21 protein-coding genes are annotated in these 25,156 nt (G+C 55.5%); 7 read left to right on the top strand and 14 right to left on the bottom strand.

Annotation, left to right across the window (positions count from 1 at the left end):
• Window positions 1-1,035 (bottom strand): LLM class flavin-dependent oxidoreductase, encoded by a 1,035-nt coding sequence (locus tag K3729_16875; protein UWQ99057.1) that lies wholly within the window; start codon window positions 1,033-1,035, stop codon window positions 1-3.
• A gap of 4 nt (window positions 1,036-1,039) precedes the next feature.
• Window positions 1,040-2,509: an aldehyde dehydrogenase gene (locus tag K3729_16880; protein UWQ99058.1), complete on the bottom strand. Its 1,470-nt coding sequence runs from the start codon at window positions 2,507-2,509 to the stop codon at window positions 1,040-1,042.
• A 101-nt stretch (window positions 2,510-2,610) separates the two neighbouring features.
• Between K3729_16880 and K3729_16885 the strand changes: the two genes are divergently transcribed.
• Both K3729_16885 and K3729_16890 read left to right on the top strand, forming a co-directional pair.
• The gene (locus K3729_16885) at window positions 2,611-3,450 is read left to right on the top strand and encodes a LysR family transcriptional regulator (GenBank protein ID UWQ99059.1); all 840 of its coding nucleotides are present in this window, start codon (window positions 2,611-2,613) and stop codon (window positions 3,448-3,450) included.
• Window positions 3,451-3,554: 104 nt separating this feature from the next.
• Window positions 3,555-3,998, top strand: coding sequence for a hypothetical protein (locus K3729_16890; GenBank protein ID UWQ99060.1), 444 nt, complete (start codon window positions 3,555-3,557; stop codon window positions 3,996-3,998).
• A gap of 36 nt (window positions 3,999-4,034) precedes the next feature.
• On the opposite strand, the gene xylA is transcribed toward K3729_16890, so the two are convergent.
• The 5 genes from xylA to xylF form a co-directional block, all read right to left on the bottom strand.
• A complete protein-coding gene (gene xylA, locus K3729_16895) occupies window positions 4,035-5,336 on the bottom strand; it encodes a xylose isomerase (GenBank protein UWQ99061.1) in 1,302 nt (433 codons plus the stop codon).
• A 2-nt stretch (window positions 5,337-5,338) separates the two neighbouring features.
• Complete coding sequence (gene xylB / locus K3729_16900; GenBank protein UWQ99062.1) at window positions 5,339-6,775, bottom strand: xylulokinase; 1,437 nt, start codon at window positions 6,773-6,775, stop codon at window positions 5,339-5,341.
• The gene (locus K3729_16905) at window positions 6,772-7,518 is read right to left on the bottom strand and encodes an ATP-binding cassette domain-containing protein (GenBank protein ID UWQ99063.1); all 747 of its coding nucleotides are present in this window, start codon (window positions 7,516-7,518) and stop codon (window positions 6,772-6,774) included. The genes xylB and K3729_16905 overlap by 4 nt, the downstream gene beginning before the upstream one ends.
• The gene (locus K3729_16910; GenBank protein UWQ99064.1) at window positions 7,518-8,798 is read right to left on the bottom strand and encodes a sugar ABC transporter permease; all 1,281 of its coding nucleotides are present in this window, start codon (window positions 8,796-8,798) and stop codon (window positions 7,518-7,520) included. The genes K3729_16905 and K3729_16910 overlap by 1 nt, the downstream gene beginning before the upstream one ends.
• Window positions 8,799-8,925: 127 nt before the next feature.
• Entirely contained in the window at window positions 8,926-9,960 is a 1,035-nt protein-coding gene (gene xylF / locus K3729_16915; GenBank protein UWQ99065.1) for a D-xylose ABC transporter substrate-binding protein, read from the bottom strand.
• A gap of 220 nt (window positions 9,961-10,180) precedes the next feature.
• On the opposite strand from xylF, the gene K3729_16920 reads away from it, so the two are divergent.
• Complete coding sequence (locus K3729_16920) at window positions 10,181-11,461, top strand: ROK family protein (protein ID UWQ99066.1); 1,281 nt, start codon at window positions 10,181-10,183, stop codon at window positions 11,459-11,461.
• Entirely contained in the window at window positions 11,458-12,933 is a 1,476-nt protein-coding gene (locus tag K3729_16925) for a CRTAC1 family protein (protein UWQ99067.1), read from the top strand. Before K3729_16920 ends, K3729_16925 begins: the two co-directional genes overlap by 4 nt.
• Here the strand turns inward: K3729_16925 and K3729_16930 are convergent.
• The 7 genes from K3729_16930 to K3729_16960 form a co-directional block, all read right to left on the bottom strand.
• A complete protein-coding gene (locus K3729_16930) occupies window positions 12,930-14,258 on the bottom strand; it encodes a cytochrome-c peroxidase (GenBank protein UWQ99068.1) in 1,329 nt (442 codons plus the stop codon). The two genes, K3729_16925 and K3729_16930, sit on opposite strands and share 4 nt — an antisense overlap.
• Before the next feature lie 62 nt (window positions 14,259-14,320).
• Window positions 14,321-15,154: an NAD(P)-dependent oxidoreductase gene (locus K3729_16935; GenBank protein UWR01108.1), complete on the bottom strand. Its 834-nt coding sequence runs from the start codon at window positions 15,152-15,154 to the stop codon at window positions 14,321-14,323.
• A gap of 17 nt (window positions 15,155-15,171) precedes the next feature.
• Entirely contained in the window at window positions 15,172-15,948 is a 777-nt protein-coding gene (locus tag K3729_16940; protein UWQ99069.1) for a 4-hydroxy-2-oxo-heptane-1,7-dioate aldolase, read from the bottom strand.
• Complete coding sequence (locus K3729_16945; protein UWQ99070.1) at window positions 15,948-17,156, bottom strand: FAD-binding oxidoreductase; 1,209 nt, start codon at window positions 17,154-17,156, stop codon at window positions 15,948-15,950. Before K3729_16945 ends, K3729_16940 begins: the two co-directional genes overlap by 1 nt.
• A complete protein-coding gene (locus K3729_16950; GenBank protein ID UWQ99071.1) occupies window positions 17,156-18,862 on the bottom strand; it encodes a hydantoinase B/oxoprolinase family protein in 1,707 nt (568 codons plus the stop codon). The genes K3729_16945 and K3729_16950 overlap by 1 nt, the downstream gene beginning before the upstream one ends.
• Window positions 18,863-18,865: 3 nt before the next feature.
• Window positions 18,866-20,938 carry a hydantoinase/oxoprolinase family protein gene (locus K3729_16955; GenBank protein UWQ99072.1) on the bottom strand — a complete coding sequence of 691 codons (2,073 nt, stop codon included), beginning with the start codon at window positions 20,936-20,938 and terminating at the stop codon, window positions 18,866-18,868.
• A 97-nt stretch (window positions 20,939-21,035) separates the two neighbouring features.
• Window positions 21,036-21,941, bottom strand: a complete 906-nt coding sequence (locus K3729_16960; GenBank protein UWQ99073.1) for a LysR family transcriptional regulator — start codon at window positions 21,939-21,941, stop codon at window positions 21,036-21,038.
• Window positions 21,942-22,264: 323 nt separating this feature from the next.
• Here K3729_16960 and K3729_16965 point away from each other — a divergent pair, with 323 nt between their 5' ends.
• Genes K3729_16965 through K3729_16975 form a run of 3 tightly spaced genes read left to right on the top strand, consistent with a single transcriptional unit; the run spans window position 22,265 to window position 25,118 of the window.
• Window positions 22,265-23,233: an NAD(P)-dependent oxidoreductase gene (locus tag K3729_16965; GenBank protein ID UWQ99074.1), complete on the top strand. Its 969-nt coding sequence runs from the start codon at window positions 22,265-22,267 to the stop codon at window positions 23,231-23,233.
• 2 nt (window positions 23,234-23,235) lie between these two features.
• Complete coding sequence (locus tag K3729_16970) at window positions 23,236-23,979, top strand: class II aldolase and adducin N-terminal domain-containing protein (protein UWQ99075.1); 744 nt, start codon at window positions 23,236-23,238, stop codon at window positions 23,977-23,979.
• A gap of 29 nt (window positions 23,980-24,008) precedes the next feature.
• Window positions 24,009-25,118 (top strand): TauD/TfdA family dioxygenase, encoded by a 1,110-nt coding sequence (locus K3729_16975; protein UWQ99076.1) that lies wholly within the window; start codon window positions 24,009-24,011, stop codon window positions 25,116-25,118.
• Window positions 25,119-25,156: the final 38 nt, after the last annotated feature.

A 25,156-nucleotide genomic window follows, 5' to 3' on the forward strand; every position in this document is an offset into this window, starting at 1 on the left:
TTATGCGAACTCCGGCATGACGTGATTGATAAACAGGTCCATGGATCGTTTCTGACGGTCCATATCGAGCCCCATGGAGGCGTAATAGATGAAGGAATCGACGCCTAGCGCTTCGTAAGCTTTCAGCTTGGCGATGACCTGTTCGGGCGTTCCCAACATCAGGTTCTCTTCGAGCATATCAGGATCAACACGTACGTTGCCTTCCAATGCGGACAGCGGGACCGCTTCGGGGAAGCCGTTCACAACCTCGCCTTTTTGCATCATCAGGTTGCCGAACCGCCCCAAGACACGGCGCACTGCGTCCAAGGTGACCTGACGGTCGACGTCGTTATCGTAAAGCGCGGTATGGCGCATCAATGCAAAGGTTCCGGACCAACCACCGCCCGCCGCGGCGATGCTTTCATCAAGCTGCTGTTTGTATTTCTCGGCCTCCGCCATGGGCAAGGTGAATGGCCAGCACATCACATTGCAATCGTTCGCAACTGCATAGTCGAACGTTCCCGGGGACCGCGCGGCAACCCACATCGGAACGGTATCTTGCAAAGGCTTCGGACACGACGTTGCCGCCGGAAATTGCCAATGCGCGCCATTGTGGGTGACATCGCCTTTCCATAATTCCCGAACAAGCGGCAGCATTTCTTGTAGATATTTGTGCCCGTCCTTTTGGCTGACACCCGGTTTCATTCGGTCAAATTCACGCTGATAGGCACCGGACCCAAGGCCCAATTCCAGCCGACCACCTGACAGCAGGTCAACCATTGCCGCTTCTCCGGCCAGATTGATCGGATGCCAATAGGTCGCGTTCGCCACACCACATCCCAGCCGGATGTTTTCAGTGTGATCCGCCCACCATGTCATGATCTGGAACGGGTTAGGTGCAATGGTCATTTCAAGCGCGTGGTGTTCGGCGGCCCATGCAACCTCGAACCCAGCCTGATCAGCCATTTTCACCATTTCAAGCGTATGATCCCGCACTTTCGTGATCGGTGTGTCTTCGGACATGCGTTCGAGGTTGATTGCTAAATGAAACTTCATGGGGTCACCTCATTTTGAAAGGATTGGCAATGGGATCGTCGGACAGGTTCATCCAGACCGTTTTGGGGCGGGTGTAGGCGTAGACGGCTTGCATGCCTGCCTCACGCCCGTAACCGCTTGATTTCACGCCACCAAAAGCCGCAATCGGACTAATCGCGCGATAGGTATTCACCCAAACGATCCCCGCCTTCACACGCTTGGACATGCGAATGGAACGGGCGCTGTCGCGCGTGAAAATACCCGCAGCAAGACCGTGCACCGTGTCGTTGGCCATCGCGACGACCTGATCTTCGGATTTGAAGCGCTGCACGGTGAGAACCGGACCAAACAGTTCCGTATCGAGAATGGTCATCTCGGGGCTTGAACACGCGATGATCGTGGATTCAAAATACAGCCCTGCCAAATCTGCAGGCTTGCCGCCCGTCAGAACCTGTCCGCCTTGTTCAATCGCCAAAGCAATCTGGCGCTGGATGTGATCCATCTGGCCTTGGGTACAAAGCGGGCCCATTTCGGTGGCATCATCTTGCGGGTCACCGATGCAGATATTCTGCGCGATATGCACCAGTTTTTCGAGGAACTCGTCCGCGATATCATCATGTACAAACAGCCGTGATCCCGCGACGCAAGACTGCCCTGTCGCGCCGAAAATGCCGGCCACGCAGCCATTTACAGCACTTTCGATATTCGCGTCGTCAAATACGATGAACGGCGATTTACCACCTAGTTCTAGCGACACCTCCGCGAAATTCTCAGCCGAGTTACGCACGACATGACGGGCTGCATTTGGCCCACCTGTAAAAGCGATTTTCGCGACTTGTGGATGCGATGTCAGCGCTTTGCCGCAGGTCGCACCACCGGTCACGATGTTTACGACGCCATTGGGGATGCCGGCCTGCGCGACTAATTTGCCGAACTCCAACAAAGGCGCAGAGGCATGTTCGGACGCCTTAAGCACAATCGTATTTCCCGCCGCCAATGCGGGACCGATCTTGACCGCGCTGAGAAACATCTGACTGTTCCAAGGCACTACAGCAGCAATTACACCGATGGGTTCGCGTTCGGTGAAAACAAACATGTCTGGCTTATCAATAGGCAGCGTTTCGCCGTGAATTTTGTCCGTAGCGCCTGCGTAGAAATGCAAATATTCAGCGATATAGGTTGCTTGCCATGCTGTTTCTTTGAACATCTTGCCGGTATCGGTTGTTTCGACCCGTCCTATAGATTCAGAATTTTCGGCCAATAGATCGCCCAACCGCCGCAGGCATTTCCCCCGTTCGGTCGCGGTCATTTGCCCCCAAGGACCGTCCAATGCGGCGTCTGCGGCTTGTACTGCACGGTCAACGTCCTGCGCCGTCGCTTCGGGTACGCTTGACCACACGTCGCCAGTCGCAGGATTTACGCTGTCGAACCGCGCGCCGTCAGCCGCATCACACCACGCGCCGTCAATTAGCATCTGATAAGTCGATATCGCCATCGCACAGTCCTTTTTTGAATTGGGCAAAGGCTATCCGAAGAAATGAAACCAAGATAACGAATAAATATGGACATTAAGTTCGAAAAATTCGAACTTAAGTGATGAACTTACAAGAACTACGCACCTTCCTGACCATCGTCGAAACCGGCAGCCTTGTCCGCGCATCAGAGGTGCTGAACGTCACGCAATCCACCGTGACCGCTCGTCTCAAGACGCTGGAAGATGCATTGGGACAAACCCTTTTGATCCGCAGTAAATCAGGGGCAACGCTGACGGCGGCTGGCCAACGGCTTTTTCGCTATGCCGACACGATCACCGAACTTTGGCAGCAGGCCCGACAAGAGGTGTCGTTACCCGCAGGGATGGCTGGCGTTTGCAATCTGGTGTGCGATCACGACCTTTGGCCACATCTCGGGGATACGCTCTTTCGGCAGATTAAAGACACTGTGCCTGATTTTGCGTTGACCGTTTGGCTGGGTAGTCAGACGGATATCGCGGCATGGTTGGACAGTGGGAAGGCCGATTTGGCGTTGACCTACGGATCAGCCACATCAGCGCGGCAGGACCAAATGGCCTTATCGCCGGACCAGATCAAGCTTTTTGAAACACCACACGGCATCGCATCGGATTACGTATTTGTTGAGGCAGGCACGGTATTTGGACGCGATCACGCCGCAGCCTTTCCCGGTGACATCGGCACAAGGATCAGCTTCGGCAATGCAAAGACAGGGCTTGATTATATCTTGCGTGAAGGCGGCAGCGCTTATTTGCCTGAGAGATTGGCAATGCCGTTTGTCGCGTCAGACGCGCTGATCCTGTCAGCCGATGCACCGATCTTCCAACGCGATATCTACCTGTCTTTCAACAAAGCCGCGCGTTGCAAATGGGACTGGTTTGATCGCGTCACCGCATCGTTCCCACAAAAGAACCGGATCGAATAGAACATGAAATTTCTCGGACGGCCCACGCGTTAGGTGCCACGATAATCCTTCGTTAACGCCAATCACATAGAATTACCCAAACGATCATAGACTGGGTTCAACACATGCAAGTGCGCCGTAAATCGAAGAAAGTCAGTCCACAGTACGAAGATGCCGGTCTTTTCCAGAACACCGTTTGTCATGTGGACGTCGAACTGATCCCTGTCATGCGTAAGAATAATCGTGACGATGTGATCATTACGGGACTTGTGAAAGGTGATCTTGAAATTGCGGTGACGTTCGCCGGACGAAGGGCTACGGAAGCCGCTGCAATTATCGCGCGGCTGGAAGCCTTACGCGACGGACAGAAACACATGGCCGACGTCAGGAAAAGTCGGTTGCCGATGAAGATCGAAGGCGCGTGGCGGCCGCAGTTTGTGGCCGATGACAGTGGTTTTGAAACGCGTACGTTCCATTTAATTGCCGCAAAATGGATGGTCCAGGGGGACAAAGGAAAACCCGTCGAATATGGCCAGCCGCCCGCACATGCGCGGCCCCCAACGTTTTGACGCGCCCCACCCGATCGGGATGAGGCGCGCAATTTATCAGGTGTAGCGGTTTACGAGGTTTTCCAACCGCTCTTGACGGCCTGACCGCGGCGCAGGGTTGATCCCTTCGGACACCACACGGGATGTGATGCTATCTAGATCAGAACTGAGCAGTGCTTTCCCGTCATCTGTTTCCCATCCCGCGTAACGTGCGTCACGAGCTGCTTCCAATTTCCCGTCGTCCAGCATTGCGGCAGCCGCTTTGAAACCTGCTGCACAGGCGTCCATGCCGCCGACATGCGCGAGGATCAGATCCTCTGGATCAATTGACTGACGGCGCAGCTTCGCATCGAAGTTGGTCCCACCCGTTTTGAAACCACCGGCCCGCAGCACTTCGTAATAGGCCAACGTCATTTCAGGAACATTATTCGGGAACTGGTCGGTGTCCCAACCGGATTGGTAATCGTTGCGGTTCATGTCGATGGACCCGAAGATGCCAAGCTCGCGCGCCAAAGCCAGTTCATGTTCGAACGAATGCCCTGCCAAAATCGCGTGGCCTTGTTCGATATTAACCTGCACTTCGCCCTCCAAACCAAAGTCTTTCAGGAAGCCGTAAACAGTCGCAACGTCGAAATCATACTGGTGTTTTGTCGGCTCTTGCGGCTTGGGTTCGATCAGGATCGCACCCTTGAACCCCGTCTTGTGTTTGTAATCGACCACCATCTGCAACATGCGCCCAGCTTGCTGACGTTCGCGGCCCATGTCGGTATTCAGAAGCGTTTCGTACCCTTCGCGACCGCCCCAAAGTACGTAGTTTTCACCACCCAGTTTGATCGTCGCGTCCATGCAGGTTTTGATCGTCGCAGCCGAAAATGCAAATACGTCCGGATCCGGGTTCGTCGCCGCCCCGCCCATGAAACGACGGTGAGAGAACAGGTTCGCCGTACCCCACAGCAGTTTCATGCCGGATGCGTCCTGCTTTTCCGCGAAATAATCGACGATTGCTTCCAGATTGCGGGTGTTTTCCGCGAAATCAGCGCCTTCGGGCCGCACGTCCGCATCGTGAAAACAGTAGTAAGGCACGCCGAGAATATCAAACATTTCGAACGCCACATCGGCCTTCAGTTTTGCCAGTTCAAGCGTGTCACCAAACCAAGGACGCTCAAACGTTTCGCCGCCGAACGGATCACCACCGGGCCATGCAAATGAATGCCAATAGGCGGCACCAAAACGCAGGTGATCTTCCATGCGTTTACCCAAGACAATTTCGTCGGGGTTGTAATGGCGGAAGGCAAAATCGTTGTCCGTGTTTGGACCTTCGTATTTGATTTTAGAGATGCCGTTGAAGAAATCAGTCATGATTACAGGTCCTTAAGTACGGAATATGCTTTGCGATAGCGTGCGTGACCCGCTTTGAGGTCGTCGTGCAACGCAGGTGTTGGATCAATTGTGGTGGCGATGGGCGGCAGCGTGGCGATCTCTGGCCCCGCATCGGTTGACGCCATCATGCCAAGGCGTGCGGCCCCCAATGCAGCGCCAAAGTCGCCTGCTTCGGGTAATTGCAGTTGAATGTTCAGGGTCGTGGCAATCAGATCGAGCCAGTAGCGCGACCGCGTACCGCCGCCCATCGCCAGTGCTGCCGTGATCGTGGTGCCGGTTGCGGCCAGCGCGTCTTGGCAATCTGCAAAGGCGTATGTGACGCCTTCCAGAACGGCACGCGCGGCCGCTTGCGCGTCGGTCGCTTGATCGAGATGCAGAAACTGACCGCGGATGTTTGCGTCATTATGCGGCGTGCGTTCGCCACCAAGGTAAGGAAGGAACAATGTGCGCGAGGGGGCCTGTAAAGGCCCAAGGTCCCCCGTCAGTTGCGCCGCTGTTTGCCCTGTTAGACGCGATAACCATTCGAGCGCATCAGTCGCCGCTAAGATCACACCCATTTGGTGCCAAGTATCTGGTACAGCGTGACAAAACGTGTGTACAGCCGTCGCCGGATCAGGCCGGTAGCCGTTGTTCGCCGCAAACAAAACGCCGGATGTGCCGAGCGATACAAACGCGGTTCTGTCTAGTACCACGCCTGCGCCGATTGCGGCGGCGGCGTTATCCCCTGCCCCACCTGCGACGATGACCTGTGGCAGGCCAGTTTGCGCGGCGATCTCAGCACGCAATTTGCCCGATGCGGCCGATCCTTCGACAAGACGCGGCATCTGATCGCGGGTCAAACGGCAGGCCGAAAGCAGGTCGTCAGACCAGTCCCGTTTGCCCGTGTCCAGCCATGATGTACCCGCAGCATCGGACATTTCCGACACGTGTTCACCTGTCAGAAACAGGCGCAGGTAATCCTTTGGCAACAAGACCTTGGCAATCCGCGCAAAAGTATGCGGTTCGTTTTCGCGAACCCAGTCAACCTTTGGTGCCGTAAAGCCCGGAAAGACGATGTTGCCTGTCAGGTCACGGAACGCGGGGGCGTTGTCCATTGCAGCTGCTTGCGCGTGGCTGCGTGTATCGTTCCACAACATGCAGGGACGCACGACTTCGTCGTCTTTGCCAATCAACGTCGCGCCGTGCATGTGTCCTGCCAGCCCGATCCCCGTTACATCGCTGCAATCATGCGCCGCCGACAGTGCGGACAGGGCCGTGATCGCCGCGTCGCACCAGCTTTGCGGGTCTTGTTCGGACCAGCCTGACTGAGGGCGCGTGACCGTCAAAGGCACCGCATGTTCGCCCAAGATACGTTGATCTTCGTCGACCAGAATGGCCTTCAAAGACGACGTTCCAAGGTCGAGACCGATGAACTTCATGCTGCGGCCTTCGGATTCTTACCAAGGATGATCATCGAAAGAATGTCGTCTTCGGTGACGTCTTCGACCCGTTCTGCCCCGACCATCTGCCCGTTCTTCATCACGGCCACTCGGTCGCAGAGCTCCATCATTTCGCGCGTGTCATGCGAAATCAGGAAGATGCCCAGGCCCTGCTTTTTCAGTTCTTGGATCAGCTCCGCCACCATGGCCGTTTCGTGTACGCCCAGCGCAGCAGTCGGTTCATCCATGATCAGGATTTTCGCGTTGAAATAGACCGCGCGCGCAATCGCCACCGATTGGCGTTGACCGCCTGACAGCGCCGATACCGGTTCTTTCAACTTTTTGAAATTCGGGTTCAGGCGCGCCATGATTTTGCGGGTTTCCGCTTCCATCCGGTCGTCGTCCACAAACCCGATAGCGTTAGTCAGTTCCCGTCCCAAGAACAAATTTGACGCCGCATCTAGGTTATCGGCCAAAGCCAATGTCTGGTAAATCGTCTCGATAGAATTGTCGCGGGCATCGCGGGGCGAATTGATCTGTACCTGCTTGCCGTTGATCCAGATCTCGCCGCTGTCCATCTTGTAGGCGCCGGAAAGCATCTTGATCAGCGTTGATTTACCCGCGCCGTTGTGCCCCAACAGCCCAACAACTTCACCGGGGTTCAACGTGATAGAGACATTGTCGACCGCCTGCACACCGCCAAAAGCAATCGAGACGTTTTTCATTTCAACCAAAGGTGCCATTATTTCGCCCCCACGCGTTTACGATATTGGATGTCGATAAAGACGGCGAAGACCAGAACCGCGCCGACAACAATGTTTTGCAAAGGCGCGTCGACCCCCACCATGGCCATGCCGGATTGCAGTGATTGCATGATCAGTGCCCCCAAGATGGCCCCGTAAATCGTGCCGATCCCGCCAGACAACGCCGTGCCCCCGATAACCGCTGCCGCGATCACACGCAGTTCGTCCAGCGTACCAAGGTCGTTGGAATGGTTCGCCAAACGCGCCGAAGCGACAACAGCAGCGATGGCACAAAGCGCACCCATCAAGGCGAAGATTTTGACCGTCAGCAAACGTGTGTTGATGCCGGACAGCTCTGCTGCGTCAGGATTGCCGCCAGTCGCGAAGATGTACCGCCCAAAGCGAGTGCGCCGCGCGATGACAGTCATGATGGCCGCGATGCCGATCAACAAAAGGACTGAGATTGGCAGGCCGTAAACAGCGTTACAGCCTTCCGCGACCTCACAGCCATAGCGGGATGGATCACGTGCAACGACGCGTTCCGGCACGGTGTAATTCGTCAGGATCGCGATGAACCCAGCGATGGCCGCGACACAGATACCTGCGATTGTCAGTTCCGCCCACATTGGTTTCACCGGAAAGCCATGCGTTGATTTCGTGTGACGCGACTTGAAAATTGCGAAGACCGTAAAGATGATCGCGGCAATCCCCAGCGCCCAGCTGAGAGGACCACCAAGCGTCCCATTGATCCCACCAAATGTCATGAAGGTTTTATCAAGCGGGCCAATCGTTTGGCCGCTGGTTTGGTACCAGCCGACGTTCCGCCAGATCAGGAACCCACCAAGCGTGACGATAAATGCGGGGATGCCTTGATATCCAACGAGCCAACCGTTGAATGCACCGATCAGCGCACCCAGAGCAATGCCAACGGCGATTGCGATCCAAGGAATGGCCCAATGCCCAATTTCCAGAATTTCAGGCAGCCAGCGTACTTGCGTCATCGCCATCAGCGCCGAACACGCGGCCAGGATCGCACCAACGGATAGGTCAATGTGGCGTGTGACGATCACGAAAACCATACCCGTTGCCATGATACCAACACTGGCCGTTTGGATCGTCAGGTTGAAAATATTGCGCGGTGTCAGGAAACGCCCGCCAGTCAGGATATTAAAGGCCACGGCGACGACGATGAACGCGCCGATCATGCCTAAAAGGCGCATGTCCAATTCTAAAGTTTGCGCAAAACTGCGCTTCTTTTGCGGTTCGGGTTGGTCTGACATAACGCTCGCTCCATCTGGGCCCACGCACAGTATAGTGGGGCCAACAGATTTCTGTAAATTTTGGTGGAAGGTGGTGAAAGCCTAGGGCCCGCGTCCAAGAACGCGGACCCCAGTCGGGAGGAACCCCTTAGTTACAAGGTGCTGGGCCGTCTGTGACGCCTTGGCACAATGCTTCTTGTGTGATCCAGCCTGCGTCAACCACAGCGGACAGGTTGTCTGCTGTTACAGGAACAGGCGCGAGGAACATTGCGTTCAAAGTCGTGCCTGCAGGTGACGTCCATTCCATGCCGCCTTCGATGGCGACCATGTCACCGTCTGCTGCGGCCAGTTCCGCCGCGATTGCGCCAGCTGCTGCACCAAGGGCGCGCGCGTCTTTCCAGACGGATACAGTTTGCGTACCCAGTGCGACGCGGTTCAGCGCAGCGTGGTCACCGTCTTGGCCGGACACAGGAATGCCTTCCATGCCTTGCGCAGTCAAAGCCGCAACAACACCACCAGCAGTACCGTCGTTCGACGCCACAACAGCATCAACGCCGTTGTCGTTTGCTGTCAGGATCTGTTCCATGTTGCGCTGTGCGTTCGCTGGCAACCAACCGTCAGTGTATGCTTCATCAACGATCGTGATGTCGCCCGCGTCGATGGCAGCTTGCAGCACTTCTTGCTGGCCACCACGCAGGAAGTCTGCGTTTGGATCGGTTGGTGACCCTTTGATCATGACGTAACGGCCTGAAGGCGCTGCTTCCAGAACGGCACGTGCCTGCATCCGACCCACTTCGACGTTGTCGAATGTCAGGTAGAACGCGCGGCTGTCTTCGATCAAGCGGTCATAGCCCACGACAGGAATGCCTTCAGCGTCCGCTGCATCAACTGCTGGCCCGATGGCAGAGCTGTCTTGTGCAAGAATGATCAACGCATCAACTCCCTGTGCGATCAGGCTTTCAACGTCTGACAACTGCTTTGCAGAAGATGATTGCGCGTCTGCGGATACGTAGTTCGCGCCAGCAGCTTCCAAAGCGCCCTTGATGGCGGCTTCGTCTGTCTTCCAGCGTTCTTCTTGGAAATTGGACCAGCTCACGCCGACAGTGATGCCGTGGCCATCAGCGAACGCGGCAGAGCCGAAGCCCGCCACTGCGATTGCGGCTGCGATAACGTGTTTATGCATGTTTACCTCCCAGATAATGCATTCCTCACCGTGATGCGGCGAAGATTCGGACCTAGCGGTCCCGATACATCAACGTCGCTTTATTTAATTTAGTTGTCAAAATAAAAATTTGATATGTTGCGTAAATTTTTCAAAATAGGTCTATGCTAATGCCATTTTTGCGGGCAAGCTCGTGCAAACAGGAACGGGAAAGCCCTCGTTTCTTTAAGGATTAAACTTTATGCGGATCGACTCAACGCTCGAATCTTACTTTGATGTCTCTACGCCGCAGGGAAACGGTTGCGGCCCAAGGTTGAAGTCAACCACGGGCGGAAAGCGGACTCTAAAACAACGCATTTTCGAATTTGTGCGGTCAAGCGGGCAGACAGCGCGCACAGACATTAGCCGCGCGCTGGACATTAGCCCCGGTTCGGCCACGACGCTGACGGCAGACTTGATCGAGGCGGGATACCTACGTGAAGTGGCCGGTCTGACGCGCGAAGCAGGGCGTGGACGCCCACCAGTGGCATTGGAAGTCGTGCAGGACGCCCATTATGTGATCGGAATTAAGTTATCCGACGAAAAAAACACTGCCGTTCTGGCTGATTTTGCCGGAAATATGGTGGCCGATTGCAGCCTGCCAAACGATCTTGGACGGCGGGACCTTGAGGCACTGCTAGACGAAATTAGTGCGTTGATGGAAACGCTGCTAGAGGAATCCGGCAACGTCATGGCCGACGTCAAAGCAGTCGGCATTGGCGTGTCAGGGATCATCGACCACGAAGCCGGGACCGTTTTGTGGTCGCCGTTGTTGCAACTGCGAGAAGTCGCACTGGGCGACGCCTTTATTGCTCGATTTGGCATTCCTGTGTCACTAGACAACGACGCCAACGTGCTCACGCTTGCGGAACTGTGGTTTGGCGCAGGCCGCGACATGGATAACTTTGCCGTTGTGACGATTGAACACGGTGTCGGCATGGGAGTTGTGGTCAACAACCAGCTGTATCGCGGCGCACAGGGCAAAGGTCTGGAATTGGGCCATACAAAGGTGCAACTGGATGGCGCTCTGTGCCGCTGTGGGCAGCGCGGCTGTCTCGAAGCGTATCTGGCCGACTATGCACTGGCCCGCGAAGCCGCAACTGCGCTTGGTCGTTCGCTGGACACCGACCAAAGCCCGCAAGAGATGTTGGAAAACCTGTTCTTAAAGGCGAAGGCAGGCGACCTTGCCGCGCAGACAATTTTCAACCGTGCTGGCCGTTATTTGTCCGCAGGTCTATCTAACGTCATCCAGCTGTTCGATCCGCCGCTGATCATCCTGTCGGGTGAACGGATGCAGTACGATTACCTTTACGGCCAAGAAGTCATCGCAGAAATGCATTCGCTGACGTTATCCGAAGGCCGCACGCCATGTATGGTCGAAACCCATGCGTGGGGGGATTTGATTTGGGCGCGTGGCGCATCTGCGTTGGCGTTGTCTGCGATGACCGACCGGTTGTTCTCAAAAGAAACACAACCCGCATGATCCGGGCGACGATTGCGCTTTGCCTAACCGCTGGCATTGTCGGCGCCGACCCCTTGTTCGAGGATCGTTCATCTGCGCTGCCCGACCACGTCTATGACGGCGGCTGGGATCATTTTGTGGGCGGCGGCGTTGCTGTGTTTGACTGTAATAATGACGACTTGCCTGACATTTTCGTTGCAGGCGGGACCAACCCCGCGAAACTAATCCGCAATGATAATGACTTTACCTTCACAGACATGCCCCTGCCCCAATTGACGGGCGTCACCGGTGCCTATCCGCTTGATTTGGATAGCGACGGGATGATGGATCTATTTGTGCTGCGTGTCGGGGCAAATGTTGCTTTAAAAGGCGGGCCCGATTGCACCTTTACCGACGCAACAGCGGCCTTTGGCATTCCACACACCGACCAATGGAGCACAGCGTTTTCCGCATGGTGGGACGGCCCGCGTCCGACGCTCGCGATTGGGAATTACGTCGATCAAACTGACCCTGACGGCCCGTTTGAGGCCTGCGACACGAACACTATCCTGCGCCCTACTGGTGGCGGATACCGACGCGAAGTCCTATCGCCCGGCTTTTGTCCGCTGTCGATGCTGGCTGCACGGGATGCCCGCGGCAGGCCGACGTTGCGTATTTCGAACGACCGCCATTACTACGTCAAAGACGGTTTTGAACAAATGTGGGACATCGGCGAACAACGCTATTTGGGCGCTGAGGATGGTTGGGAAAATGTGTCGCTTTGGGGCATGGGTGTCGCGTCGCGCGACCTGAATGGCGATGGCCGTGACGAAGTGATGCTGACATCTATGGGTGATCAATTGCTGCAAATCGCTCAGTCGGATGGCACATACGCCGCCGCCCCTTACAGCATTGGGACCTACGCCCAGCGCCCGCATATTGGCGATGACGGCAGGCCATCGACGGGCTGGCATGCTGAATTTAGCGACGTGGATAACGATGGGTTTCCCGATCTGTTTATCGCCAAGGGCAACGTTGATCAGATGCCGGGGATGGCCACGCGTGATCCAAACAACCTGCTGATGCAAAACGCTGATGGGACTTTTGTTGAAAAAGCTGTTGGTGCGGGGATTGCCACCACGGATCGGTCACGCGGTGCGGCATTTGCTGATTTTGATAAGGACGGGCGGCTTGACCTGATTGTGACGAACAGGCGCGCGCCGCTGGAACTTTACCGGAATGTAACGCCGGGCACGGGCCATTGGTTGCGGCTGCGCCTAATTCAGGACGGCCCCAACCCCGATGCGATTGGTGCAACGGTCCGATTTGAAACGGGCGTCAGCGTACAATCGCAGCAAAAAGTCGTGGGCGGAGGTCATGCCGGTGGCCAAGCGCTTCCCCTGCATTTTGGACTGGGTGATGCGGACGCCGTTACGGTCAATGTCACATGGCCCGACGGCGAAGAAACGTTTCTTCAGACTGACGTTGATAGAACCGTAACGATCCGTCGTTAATTTGGGGTCGGAACTGGTAACCCGCTTGGCACGTCTGACGGACTACCAAGCCTTCCCGTCGTGGCAACCGGATCAGTCAAAGTGTCCAAGAAAGCAACCAAAGCGATGATGTCTGCATCGGTCAGCTTGATGGATGGGGTCACGACAGCCTTCGCAATCTCGGTTACCTGATCGGGATCATTCATGACGGTAAAATCGTCCACATCAAACGCAGGTAAAACCGCTTGCGCAGCGTCGTAGTTTTCGAGCCCCGCGACCGGATTTGCATGGGCTGCGATAAACGCGTGCAGATCTTTGTGCCCCCCTGCGTGCCCGTAAGGTCCCGTCAAAGCGACATTGCGCAACGAAGGTGTACGAAACGCGTAGAAATCGGCAGGATCGCCAGTGACGCGAAAACGTCCTTCGTCGCGATGATGATCCTCGAATGTCGCAGATTTTCCGGGGCCGATTTGTGCCGCGCCCATTGCGTGGAAATCGTGATCCGTCAGGAACGGTCCGCTATGACATGACGCGCATCCAGCATCGCCATAGAACAAATCCATCCCGCGCGCAGCGGCGCCTATCAGTTCGCGTTCACCACGCAGAACCGCGTCAAAAGGCGCTGTATCAGATCGCCATTCGTGCGCCATAAAGACGGCGATTGCGTTCGAAATATCTGTGAAAGCAATATCTTTTGGCCCATCAATGTGTGGATAGACCTGTGCCATCCGCTCTGCGTAATCAGGGATGTCCGCGACCCGCCGCGCAATCATATCCCATGCGCCACCCTCACCCGCGATCAGGCCCTGCCGCACGGCGCGACCAATGTCATTTTCGCGATGCGATCCGGCCATTTCATCGCGACTAAGTACAGGAAACATCGTCTGCGCGGACAGGACTGAAGCAAAGCCCACGACCATATCCGTATCCATTGGCGTCCGAATACCACCCGGTTTGGTCGGGTCCGCCTCAAGCCTGCCATCATGAAACATGACCGTAAATTCATGTGCACCAAGGTTGAACAGCGCAGGGGCGTTACGGGGGATGCGTTCCTCGGGGATGTTATCGGGATCAAACTGCCGATCTGCGCCAAGTCCAATCCCGCCGTCACCGAATGACAAGGAAACGCCATCTGCAGTGCCCAAGGCCGGATGGTGACAAGTCGCGCAAGCGACGGATTTATTCCCCGACAGGATCGGATCGTAGAATAGCAATTGCCCCAATTTCGCTTCGGCCAAATCAATCGGCGCATAGTCATCATTCGTGACGGGGGCAGGCAAATTTTGTGCTGTTGACGCAGTCGCCAGCGCCACAAAACAGACCGATAATTTCAACGCAAAATTCATGCGTGATCATCGCATTTTTTGCCTCTTCCGCCCAGTAAAATCCGGGCGAAAGGGGTAATAATTCAGGTCTTTTTCGTATCGTCTATGACGTTCATGCCAGCCAATCCGGAATTGCCTAGATCGACGCTGGCGAAGGGCCCGCCGTGACACATATGACCGACGTCATGCGGGTCGAGCGGTTCCGCCTCGGCAAGCACTTGTTCCGCGAATTGTTCGGCGTTGTCTTTCGGGCGGTACCCCAAAAACGCGGCTTTTGCGTTATCGACTGGTGCGCGGTCGTTGTTGGAAACACCGTAAATGATCGCGAAACCTGTGAGAGGCGTGTCGATGCAGCGTGTCACCAGTTGGATCAGATCATCGTAGGACAACCACGAGCCCAATGCGCGCGGATTATTGACCTGCGCGGCGGACAGGATGCGCATATGCACGCTTTCAAGACCCCGTTTTTCCCAAAACATGCGCCCCAAATCTTCGGTAAAACATTTCGCCAAACCGTAGAATGTATCAGGCCGATGCGGCACTTCGGTATCGATGAATTCGTTCTTTGGATACATGCCAACCGCGTGGATCGAACTGCCGTAGATCACGCGCCGCACACCATGTTTGTGCGCCGCTTCCCACACGTTGTAGGACCCAACAAAATTTGGACCAAGAAGCTGTTCGAACGGGCCTTCATCGACAAAAGCGCCCATGTGGACGACCATGTCCGCGCCTTCGATCACGCCCATCATATCATCAAAGCTGGCAAGGTCAGCCTTGATAAAGGTTTCTCCGTCATAAAGCTTTCCAACATCATTGATGTCTGTCGAGACAAGTTCGTCGCACAACTTTGATAGCGGTTCGCGCAGGTACGACCCAAGGCGGCCAGCAGCCCCTGTAAGGACAAGTTTCTTCAGTTTCATTCTGGGCCTTTCTATGTGTTTATTTGCGCTTTTACCGCTGCAAGCGCCGCATCTGTCGCTTTTGCTAGCAACGACGTATCCTGACCACACGCAACGAATGTAAAGCCGTCTTTCAGCAGATTTGCCGCGAAATCCGGGTCCATAACAAGCGTTCCGACAGGGACGCCTTTGTCCATCAGTTTACGGGCAGCGGGCATCACCAAATCCCAAACGGCTGGGTCAAGCGGTTTGCCAAGTTTTCCAATATCAGCGGCAATATCACCGGGGCCAAAGAAGATGCCATCAACGCCATCCACGGCGGCAATGTCTTCGGCCAAACTAATCGCATGGGCGGTTTCAAGCTGAATGATAACGGTCAATTCGTCATTGATCCGATCGGTATAATCCGTGATCCGGCCGAACCCTGTTGCGCGCGTTGATCCTGAAATGCCACGGGTGCCGTGCGGCGGATAGCGTGTTGATGCGACTGCTTTTTCAGCCTCTTCAACGGACTGAACCATCGGAAACAGAAGTCCCCGCGCACCCATATCAAGCAGGCGCTTCACGACGACGGGATCATTCCATTCAGGCCGAACGATTGCGGTGGTTTGCGTGGCAGCAAACGCCTGCATCTGGCCTGTAACCGTGAAATAGTCGCTTGGCGTATGTTCCATATCCAGCAACGCCCAATCAAACCCGGCTGGCGCCACAACCTCGGCTGCAAATGCGCTAGACAGGCTTACCCAAATGCCGACTTGTTTTTGCTTCGCGGCGATGGCGTGGGTGAATGGGTTGGTGGGATAGCGCATCAAATCACTGCCTTTTCAACAAATTTACGGCCTTCAAGTACCCGTTCAAACCCAAACGGTGCCATATCGAGGCTACGGTATTCCCCGTAAGCGAGCCATTCAGCGATGGCACGTCCCATCGCAGGGGATTGCTGCAAACCGTGCCCCGAAAATCCGTTCAAGAACACAAAATTCGTAATCTCTGGATGCGGACCAAGGACGGCATTCTGGTCGAGGGTGTTATAGGCATAGTGGCCTGCCCATTCTGTCACGACTTTGATCGCTTCAAATTGCGGTATCCGTGTCGCAATAATCGGCCACACGTGGTTTTCCCAACGCCCGTGATCCATTGTGAAATCATCCGGATCAACAGCGATGTCGTCTTCATCGTCGGGCGGCCCACCGGCCAAGTAGGTTGTCGGTCCGTCCTGTCGCATGTGCACGCCGGACGGATCAATCGTCAAAGGAAGATCACGATCCAATGGCTTTTCAGCGCTAAATATCCATGTGAAACGCTTGCGAGGCTCTACAGGAAGTGAAATTCCCGCCATTTTCGCCGTCAATGCAGCGCGTGGTCCAGAGGTGTTTAGCACCTGTCCGCAGCCAATCACCTCACCTGTTTCGAGCGTCACGGACTGAACGCGGCCACCAGACACGTCCATGCCAACGACACGGTTGCTGATGTATTCAACCCCGTTATCGGCTGCACCGCGCCGCCACCAATCAAATACGGAACCACCGTCCCAATACCCTTCGTCTTTCAGGTTGATAGACCCAAGTTGAATATCGTCCAACTGATAGAAAGGGTACCTCGCCTGAATTTCATCAGTTCCCAGCAGTTCAGTCTCGGCACCTGCGGCGATCTGGACTTTTTGGTTCTCGCGTAAGGTCGCGGTCAATTCATCATTGTCCGACAGATACATGTACCCGTAGTTCTGGATCGTCAGTTCCGGCACACGGGGATCATCCCCCATGTAACTGCGCATATTTTTAACAAAATCAGCCGCAAACTGAGATATTTTGACGTTTAATTCATTCGAGAACTGCTGCCGCATGCAACTGTTCGTATGGGCCGTTGACGAATTTGCATAGGTGCGATCCATCTCGACGACCAAGACTTTGCCTTGAAACCCCGACATATTGCTTAAAAACCACGCCGTCGATGATCCCATCATAGCGCCGCCAATGATGACAACGTCATAGTTTTTGTGCTGCGGTAGTTGCGCCATTACAAGTCCTCTCCTCGTTGGACGGCCGCCTGAACGGACGCGATATCTGCCGCGCTTAGTCCATAGTCATCTGCCGCCGATGCCGCAGAAATATACCCGCGTGCCAAGTCCTTTTTGACCGCATCAACGGATCGGTCCTTGGCTTGACCGTAGCCAGCACCACCCGGAAACGCCATCATCACTTTACGCCCGTGTGGGACGAATTGTTTCCCCTTCCCGCGCATCGGCGTGCCGTCATCCTGCGCGATCGTGGTCGGCCCACCTGATGCGCCACCTCTGCGTCCACGCGCGGGATGATCGACACGATCAAACATAGCTTGGATGTCAAATTCGTGTCCCTCGCGGGCTCCAACTTCCATCATCTGCCCAAGACCACCACGTTGCTGTCCGGCACCACCGGAATCAGGCCGCAATTCTTTGCGCCAAATGATCACCGGTCCCGCATGTTCAGTCGCCTCAATTGGCATGGTCATCACACCAGATGGAAAGGCCGTCGCGTTAAGCCCGTCAAAGGCAGGACGCGCACCAGAACCACCTGAATTGAATGTCAAAACTTCACGCCGCACAGCATCATTCGGCGCAGGCGCGTCCGTACGCGGTCGCAAAGAGACCTGGAAATTGCACAAGCATCCAGCCCCTTCAGCTGGCACCACACCCGGCAGAATTTTATCGAGCGCGTCGTAAACCGTATCAGGCACAAAGTGACCGACGATATGGCGCAAGGCGACCGGCGCGGGATGCACTGCATTCACGATAGAATTGACCGGTGCGGCAATTTCAAACGGGGCTAAGGACGCAGCATTGTTGGGTATTTCCGGCGCGATGGCACATTTCAGCGCGTAACAGGCATAGGCCTTAGCGTAGACAAGCGGACAATTGATGCCCTTTTTATCAAGTCCCGACGTCCCTTCGAAATCCGACAAAATACGATCTTTCGAAATCGTCAGTTTTACCTTCAACGTGATGGGTGCGGCAAAGCCGTCCACGGTCAATTCGCCTGTTGCCGACGTCTGGGGCAATGCGGCGATCCGCTCAATTGTTGCACGGCGCGAATTGTCCAGAATGAAGGTTGCGATCCCTGTCAGATCGGCAAGGTCAAATTCATCCATCATGTCGATCAATCGGCGATGCCCAATTTCGTTGCACGTGGCCAGCGCATACATGTCTCCGATCAGCTGGTCCGGCTCGCGGACGTTCCCGCGCACGATGCGAACAAGCGTTTCATCCACCACACCGCGATCAGCAAACTTCATGATCGGGATATACAAACCTTCTTCGTAGACGCTGGCGGCATCGGCCCCAAAACCACGCCCGCCGATGTCAACGATATGTGCGGTACACGCGAAAAAGCCGACCAAATCGCCACGATGAAAGGACGGCGTCACCATCGTGATGTCGTGCAAGTGGCCAGTGCCTTCCCACGGATCGTTTGTGATATAGACGTCACCGTCATGAATGTTGTCGCGACCAATCCGGCGGATGAAATGCGCAACGGCATCAGCCATTGCATTCACGTGTCCGGGCGTGCCCGTCACCGCTTGCGCCAGCATCTGGCCTTGCAGGTCATACACGCCCGCAGACAAATCACCCGCTTCGCGCACGGATGTGGAAAATGCCGTACGGACAAGTGCTTGTGCCTGTTCTTCCACGACCGAAATTAAACGGTTCCACATGACTTGATAGGCGACGTTGGATGGGGTGCTCATGGTCTATCCTTTCACGCGTAGGTCGATGCAGCCGTCGGGTTGGCGGGTTGCAACACGCGATGACGGCACGATGATCGTGGTTTCGGCTTCGACAACCACGGCAGGGCCTGCGGACTGCTGTCCTGTCGTCATATCGCCCCGCGAAAACATGTCGGCGACGACGAAGTCGGCGACCGCGGGATCAAACATCTGCCGTTGACCCGCGACCTTTGCGGGTGTCGTCGCTTTTGCTTCGTCGACACGTCCGACGGGTTCAGGTGGTGTCGTTGCATTCACGGACCAGACCGTGATTTCGATATCCATACCAGCGACGGCCCGTCCGAATAACTTGGTGTAATCCGCAATAAAGCGCGCCTCGAATGTGGCGACGTCAGGGTTCATCGCCTGATCTTCCGTCAAGCTGATCGGGATTTCCCAACCCTGGCCGGAATAGCGCATGTAGACTTTGAATTCCGAAATGATCGGGCTTTGCGCATCGCAGTTTCGGACGAAACCTGTGGCTTCGGTTTTCAGATCATTCAGCAGCGTTGTGATTTTCGCGGGGTCGAAGTCCGTCAACCGCATGTAGACAGACCTGTTCGCCTCGAACGAAAACGGTGCGCGCAGGAACCCGATCGCCGATCCCACACCAGCCCCCGGCGGCACCAGCAACCGATCAACGCCAAGCTTTTCGCACAGCCGCCCCGCGTGCAACGGGGCCGCCCCGCCAAAAGCGATCATCGTGTAGTCTGACAGGTCTTCGCCGTTTTCAACCGCGTGGACCCTTGCCGCGTTTGCCATGTTTTCATCGACGACCTCGGCCACGCCGAAGGCCGCTTGCGCCGCGTCCATGTCCAACGTTTCGCCAATTTCCGTAACAAGGGCTGCAGCCGACGCATCGCTGTGCAACTGAATAGATCCGCCTGCAAAGTTATCTGGATCCAGCTTACCCAAGACCAAATCCGCATCTGTCACCGCCGGTCTGGCCCCACCGCGACCATAGCATGCTGGCCCCGGTTCGGATCCTGCGCTTTCTGGGCCGACGCGGATCTGCCGCATCGCGTCCACATGCGCGAGCGACCCGCCCCCTGCCCCGATTTCCACCATATCGATCACGGGGATCGAAATCGGCATCCCTGATCCTTTTTTGAACCGATAGGTCCGTGCGACTTCGAACACGCGGGATGTCTTTGGCGTTTGATTTTTGATCAGGCAAATCTTGGCCGTCGTCCCGCCCATATCGAAGGATAGCACCTTGTCCAAACCGTATCGCGCCGCGATGTGTGCCGCGAAAACAGCCCCGCCTGCCGGTCCTGATTCAACCAATCGGACAGGAAAATCGGCAGCGTTTTCTAACGATATGATCCCGCCGCCTGAATGCATCAGGAAGATATTGCAGCCGACACCTTCATCCGCCAAACGCCCTTTCAAACGCCCCAAATAGGACTTCATCAACGGTTTGATGTAGGCGTTTGCAACAACTGTGTTGAACCGCTCGTATTCGCGCATTTGCGGCGACACCTCGGACGACAGCGATATCATGACGTCCGGCAACCGCTCGGCCAGCACGTCGCGCACCAGCTTTTCATGGCTGTCGTTCAGGTAAGAATGGATCAACCCGATGGCGACGCTTTCATACCCCGCCAGCGCAATCGCATCGACAACGGGTTCGATATCGGCGCGCGTCAACGGCTTTAGCTCGGCCCCTGTTGCATCAATCCGTCCAGGCACCGTGTACCGCATCTGACGCGGCAAAAGGGGGTCCGGCAGCACGAGGTTCAAGTCGAATTGTTCAAACCGGCTTTCCGTCCGCATCTCGATCACATCGCGAAAGCCTTCGGTCGTGATCAGCGCAGTTTTTGCCCCGCGCCGTTCGATCAAAGCATTGGTAGCGAGCGTCGTCCCATGAATGATTTGAGTCACGTCCGCGGGCGTCACGCCCGCCTTGCTGCAGACCTGATGCATCCCGTCGATAATCGCATTTTCAGGCGCAGCATAGGTCGTCAGAACCTTCGTGGAATAGCTTTCGCCGTTGGCTTCCAGCACAACATCCGTGAACGTCCCGCCGATATCTACGCCCAATCTGACAGATGACATGCTGTTCGCCTTTTTGCTGTGATGTCGTCATCCTAGCGGCGCACGCAAGATATGTTCCAATTATTTCTATGAATATCTATGATCAAAATTTGTGATCTTAGGTGCGATACGTCTCCGCAATCTGCAACGCGATTTGGGCGGCTTGGGCGACGTAACCTGCGACCTTGTCGGCATGAAACCGTGCTGCGACCTGTAGCGGCTTTGCCATCCAGTCAGCATTGATCACGACCAACCGACCGGCCGCAATGTCGCGCTCGGCCATGGCAAGTGGGACAAGTGCGACCCCCATCCCTTCGACCGCCATTTGCAGGCAGGACGACAAACTGCTGGACGGCACAAACCGCGCCTTCGCGATGCCCGTTGTGTCAGCATGTTCTGTCAGTTCGACAAATGACTGTGTATGCCGCGCGTGGGTCAATACATTGAACGCAGTCAGGTTGGCGACTGTTACCTTGCCGGGCAATGCGGCGGCAATCGTGGGGTCGGCCACCCAGCCGTAGGGATAATCACCAAGCGCGATGGCGCCAGGCACAGGCGATGCAAACGGAGCCGTTTGAATAGTTAAATCAAGCGTATGGCTGCTAAGCGCCCGATCCAGATTGCGCGACAAATCAACGGTCAATTCAACCGATATCCCGGGGTATGTTTCCTTGAGTTTGCGCAGATAGGGATGCAACCACGTCCCTGCAATCAGTTCGGTCACGCCGAGCCTTAGGCGATCTTGCATCAAATCAGGACGTTCGGCGATGGTAATCAAATCTTCGGATTGGCGCAGCACGCGGCGGGCGGCTTGCACGATTTCTTCACCTTTTTCGGTCAGCCGCACGGACCCCGCATCCCGCTGCATCAAAATCGTACCTAGCGTCGTCTCTAGCCCAGCGATGCGCGCTGAAATGTTCGGCTGGGTCGTATTCAGGTGCGCAGCCGCTTTGCGAAAACTGCCAAGGTCGGCGACCCAAACGAGCGCTTCAAGCTGCTTCAAAGTAAAGATGTGTCCAATCATACGTCTATGCATTGCCGATCAACGCCCAGTCGTAAAACGAAAACAGCGGCGTCACAGAAAAAACATTACCCTATTGTCGACGTTCTCAGCGCGCCAGCACGCAGCATCGCCGTCGGGAATCTTCGATGGATTTTTTGGTTTTAGGCGCTTAGTACATTTTGGAAAAGTGCGCGCATAACAGCGCAAAATTGGGTTGTCCTTTTGGGCGGTAGATACGCTTAAGTAAAACGGGCCCAAAGCCATTGAATCCGTTGCTTTATATTCACCCACCCGTCACCGAAAACTGGAGGCTTATGAAGCAGCGGCTCAGGGATTGAAACGATATGAGGATGGGATTTGTAGGGCTTGGGAATGTTGGTAGCAAACTTGCGGGCAGTTTACTGCGCAATGGGTTTGATCTGACGGTTTGTGATCTCAACCCCGAACTGGTGGCCGGATTTGTCGCCAAAGGCGCAAAAGCGGCAGAAAGCCCCGCAGAGCTGATGCAATCGTGCGATGCTGTCATCACTTGTTTGCCATCCCCACAGGCCTGCGCGGCGGTGGTCGAAGCGATGTTGCCACATGTTGATGACACAAAAATCTGGATGGAAATGTCCACCACAGAAGTGTCAGAGGTGAAACGCCTTGCCGCGCTGGTGACGGAGAAAGGCGGCTCTGCCATCGAATGCCCTGTCTCAGGCGGGTGCCATCGCGCTGATACTGGCAATATCTCGATCTTTGCAGGCTGTGATCGCGCGACGTTTGAGCGGATGTTACCAACGCTGACCACACTGGGGCGCCGTGTGCTGCATACCGGTGAGATCGGGTCGGCATCGACGCTGAAGGTGATGACCAACTACCTTGCTACCGCAAATTTGCTGACGTGCTGCGAAGCACTTGTGACGATGAAGGCTGCAGGCATCGATATGAACACGACCTATGAGGCGATGAAAATCAGCTCTGGGACATCCTTTGTGCATGAAACCGAAAGCCAGTTGATCCTGAATGGATCGCGCGACGTGTCCTTTACGATGGACCTTGTGAAAAAGGACATCGGCCTGTTTCAATCTCTGGCTGAGGCCGCAAATGTGCCGCTGGAAATCAGCCCCCTGTTGGTTGAGATTTTTGATGACGGGATTGCAAAATACGGCGAACGGGAACTGTCGCCGAATATCATTCGCCGCCTCGAAGATGCCACCGGTCTGAAGATCACAGCACCCGGTTTCCCGACAGAACTGGTCGATGACGAACCCGAGGAGGCCGGTTACGAGGTCATCCCTACTGGCCTGTCGAAACCTGTGTTGGCGCGCTGACCATGGGGGGCGCAAACATGGAACACTGGGCCGAACGGACCGACCTTGCAGCGACCTTTCAATGGGCCGCCCGTCTGGATATGCACGAAGGGGTCGCCAATCATTTCAGTCTCGCGGTGAATGAGGACGGCACGCAGTTCTTGATCAATCCCAATCAGGTGCATTTCTCGAACATCCGCGCGTCCGACTTGCTGATGCTCGATGCCAATGACCCTGACGTGTTGACGGGCCCCAATGCCCCTGATCCCACGGCGTGGGGGCTACATGCGTCGATCCACCGACAGTGCCCGCATGCGCGATGTGTCATGCACACGCATTCGATCTGGGCGACTGTTTTGGCCTGTCTGGACGACAGCACTCTCCTGCCGATCGATCAAAATACGGCGACCTTCTACAATCGTTATGTTGTCGATGATGCCTTTGGCGGTCTTGCGTTCGAGGACGAAGGCATTCGTTGTGCGCAGATGCTATCTGATCCGGCCAAGAAAGTCATGGTGATGGGCAATCATGGTGTTCTCGTGGTTGGGGCGTCGGTCGCAGACACGTTCAACCGCCTCTATTATTTCGAACGCGCTGCCGAGACCTTTATTCGTGCACTACAGACAGGCCAAAAACTGCGAGTTCTGTCCGATGAAATTGCGGAGAAAACGGCCCGTGAACTTGATGATTACCCCGGTCAGGCCGAAGCGCATCTGCGCGAAATCCGACGACGTTTGGATGCAGAAAACAACATCTACGCCAAGTAACTAACGACCTCAAAAACGAGATAGAGATTATGACTCAGACACAGTTTGATCTTCAAGAAACCGGAGTGGTGATCCCGCTTTCTAACGGTCCCAAATACTTCAATTATTACTGGCTGCGCGACGCGAGCACGTCGAGCATTGACCCGCAAACCCGTGAAAGGGTTTTTGATGTGTCGCAGCTCGCAAGTGCGCCAAAGGCAAAAGCACTGGCCTTTCGCGAGGACGCATTGGTGATCGATTGGGAAACAGAAGACACCCCAAGCGAAGTGCCCCTGCATCTTTTGGAAGACATTGCCACTACAGGCCGTCCTTCCGACGTGGCTGCTTTACCGCGACGCGTTTGGTACAATGACCACCTGCCTAAGATCAAACGTGTCGCGCAGGCAGAGGTCATCGGTACTGCGGCAGGCCGCGTAGCCCTGACGCGTGCTCTTATCGAAGACGGGATCGCCATCGTCACGGACATGGAATCGAGCGAGAAAAGCCTGCCTAATCTGGTCGAGGCTATCGGCCCTGTGACGCCGTCCGGCGAAGGCTTATTCTTTAACGTGCGCGTTGAAATCAATCCAACCAATCTGGCGTTCACCGCCGGTCCGTTGGAAATGCACACCGACCTCCCCGGAGAGGAAGCCGCCCCTGGCGTTCAGTTCCTACACTGCATCGAGAATACGGTGGACGGCGGGGCATCCCTTTTCCTTGATGGCATCGCCGTTGCGTTGGCCCTGAAAGAAGAAGACCCGGAGGCATATGACCTGCTTGCGACCCACAAAATTCCGTTCTTCTATCGCCATGACAAGATTGATTACCAATCCCATCAAAAGGTCATTGAAACGGATCAGAACGGCGACGTGACAGGGGTGACGATTTCCCAGCACTTGCAAGACAACATGGACCTGCCGCAGGAGCTGTTGGATGTTTACTATCCCGCCTTCATCAAGTTCATCCGCATGATGCAAGACGACCGTTTCGTGATGAAATTCCGGTCCGAGGCGGGCAATTGCATTGTCTTTGACAATCACCGCATCGTGCATGGCCGCGAAGGCTATGTTGCCGAAAGCGGAAGCCGCCATTTGCGGGGCTGTTATACAGACCGCGCTGCAATGCGCAGCACCTATCGGATCGCGTCCAAAGCGCTGTAAGTTCCGTTATCACCAATAGAAAACGGCGCGGATATCTC

This window comes from Rhodobacteraceae bacterium S2214, assembly GCA_025141675.1.
GTDB lineage: Bacteria > Pseudomonadota > Alphaproteobacteria > Rhodobacterales > Rhodobacteraceae > Yoonia.

Bases quoted from the DNA above. Each gene is read 5' to 3' on its own strand.
- xylF (UWQ99065.1), bottom strand. From the start codon at position 9,960: ATGCATAAACACGTTATCGCAGCCGCAATCGCAGTGGCGGGCTTCGGC.
- xylB (UWQ99062.1), bottom strand. From the start codon at position 6,775: ATGAAGTTCATCGGTCTCGACCTTGGAACGTCGTCTTTGAAGGCCATT.
- K3729_16880 (UWQ99058.1), bottom strand. From the start codon at position 2,509: ATGGCGATATCGACTTATCAGATGCTAATTGACGGCGCGTGGTGTGAT.
- K3729_16945 (UWQ99070.1), bottom strand. From the start codon at position 17,156: ATGGCGCAACTACCGCAGCACAAAAACTATGACGTTGTCATCATTGGC.
- K3729_16890 (UWQ99060.1), top strand. From the start codon at position 3,555: ATGCAAGTGCGCCGTAAATCGAAGAAAGTCAGTCCACAGTACGAAGAT.
- K3729_16975 (UWQ99076.1), top strand. From the start codon at position 24,009: ATGACTCAGACACAGTTTGATCTTCAAGAAACCGGAGTGGTGATCCCG.
- K3729_16875 (UWQ99057.1), bottom strand. From the start codon at position 1,035: ATGAAGTTTCATTTAGCAATCAACCTCGAACGCATGTCCGAAGACACA.
- K3729_16960 (UWQ99073.1), bottom strand. From the start codon at position 21,941: ATGATTGGACACATCTTTACTTTGAAGCAGCTTGAAGCGCTCGTTTGG.
- K3729_16950 (UWQ99071.1), bottom strand. From the start codon at position 18,862: ATGAGCACCCCATCCAACGTCGCCTATCAAGTCATGTGGAACCGTTTA.
- K3729_16965 (UWQ99074.1), top strand. From the start codon at position 22,265: ATGAGGATGGGATTTGTAGGGCTTGGGAATGTTGGTAGCAAACTTGCG.
- K3729_16970 (UWQ99075.1), top strand. From the start codon at position 23,236: ATGGGGGGCGCAAACATGGAACACTGGGCCGAACGGACCGACCTTGCA.
- K3729_16920 (UWQ99066.1), top strand. From the start codon at position 10,181: ATGCGGATCGACTCAACGCTCGAATCTTACTTTGATGTCTCTACGCCG.
- K3729_16955 (UWQ99072.1), bottom strand. From the start codon at position 20,938: ATGTCATCTGTCAGATTGGGCGTAGATATCGGCGGGACGTTCACGGAT.
- K3729_16905 (UWQ99063.1), bottom strand. From the start codon at position 7,518: ATGGCACCTTTGGTTGAAATGAAAAACGTCTCGATTGCTTTTGGCGGT.
- K3729_16940 (UWQ99069.1), bottom strand. From the start codon at position 15,948: ATGCGCTATCCCACCAACCCATTCACCCACGCCATCGCCGCGAAGCAA.
- K3729_16930 (UWQ99068.1), bottom strand. From the start codon at position 14,258: ATGAATTTTGCGTTGAAATTATCGGTCTGTTTTGTGGCGCTGGCGACT.
- xylA (UWQ99061.1), bottom strand. From the start codon at position 5,336: ATGACTGATTTCTTCAACGGCATCTCTAAAATCAAATACGAAGGTCCA.
- K3729_16910 (UWQ99064.1), bottom strand. From the start codon at position 8,798: ATGTCAGACCAACCCGAACCGCAAAAGAAGCGCAGTTTTGCGCAAACT.
- K3729_16925 (UWQ99067.1), top strand. From the start codon at position 11,458: ATGATCCGGGCGACGATTGCGCTTTGCCTAACCGCTGGCATTGTCGGC.
- K3729_16885 (UWQ99059.1), top strand. From the start codon at position 2,611: ATGAACTTACAAGAACTACGCACCTTCCTGACCATCGTCGAAACCGGC.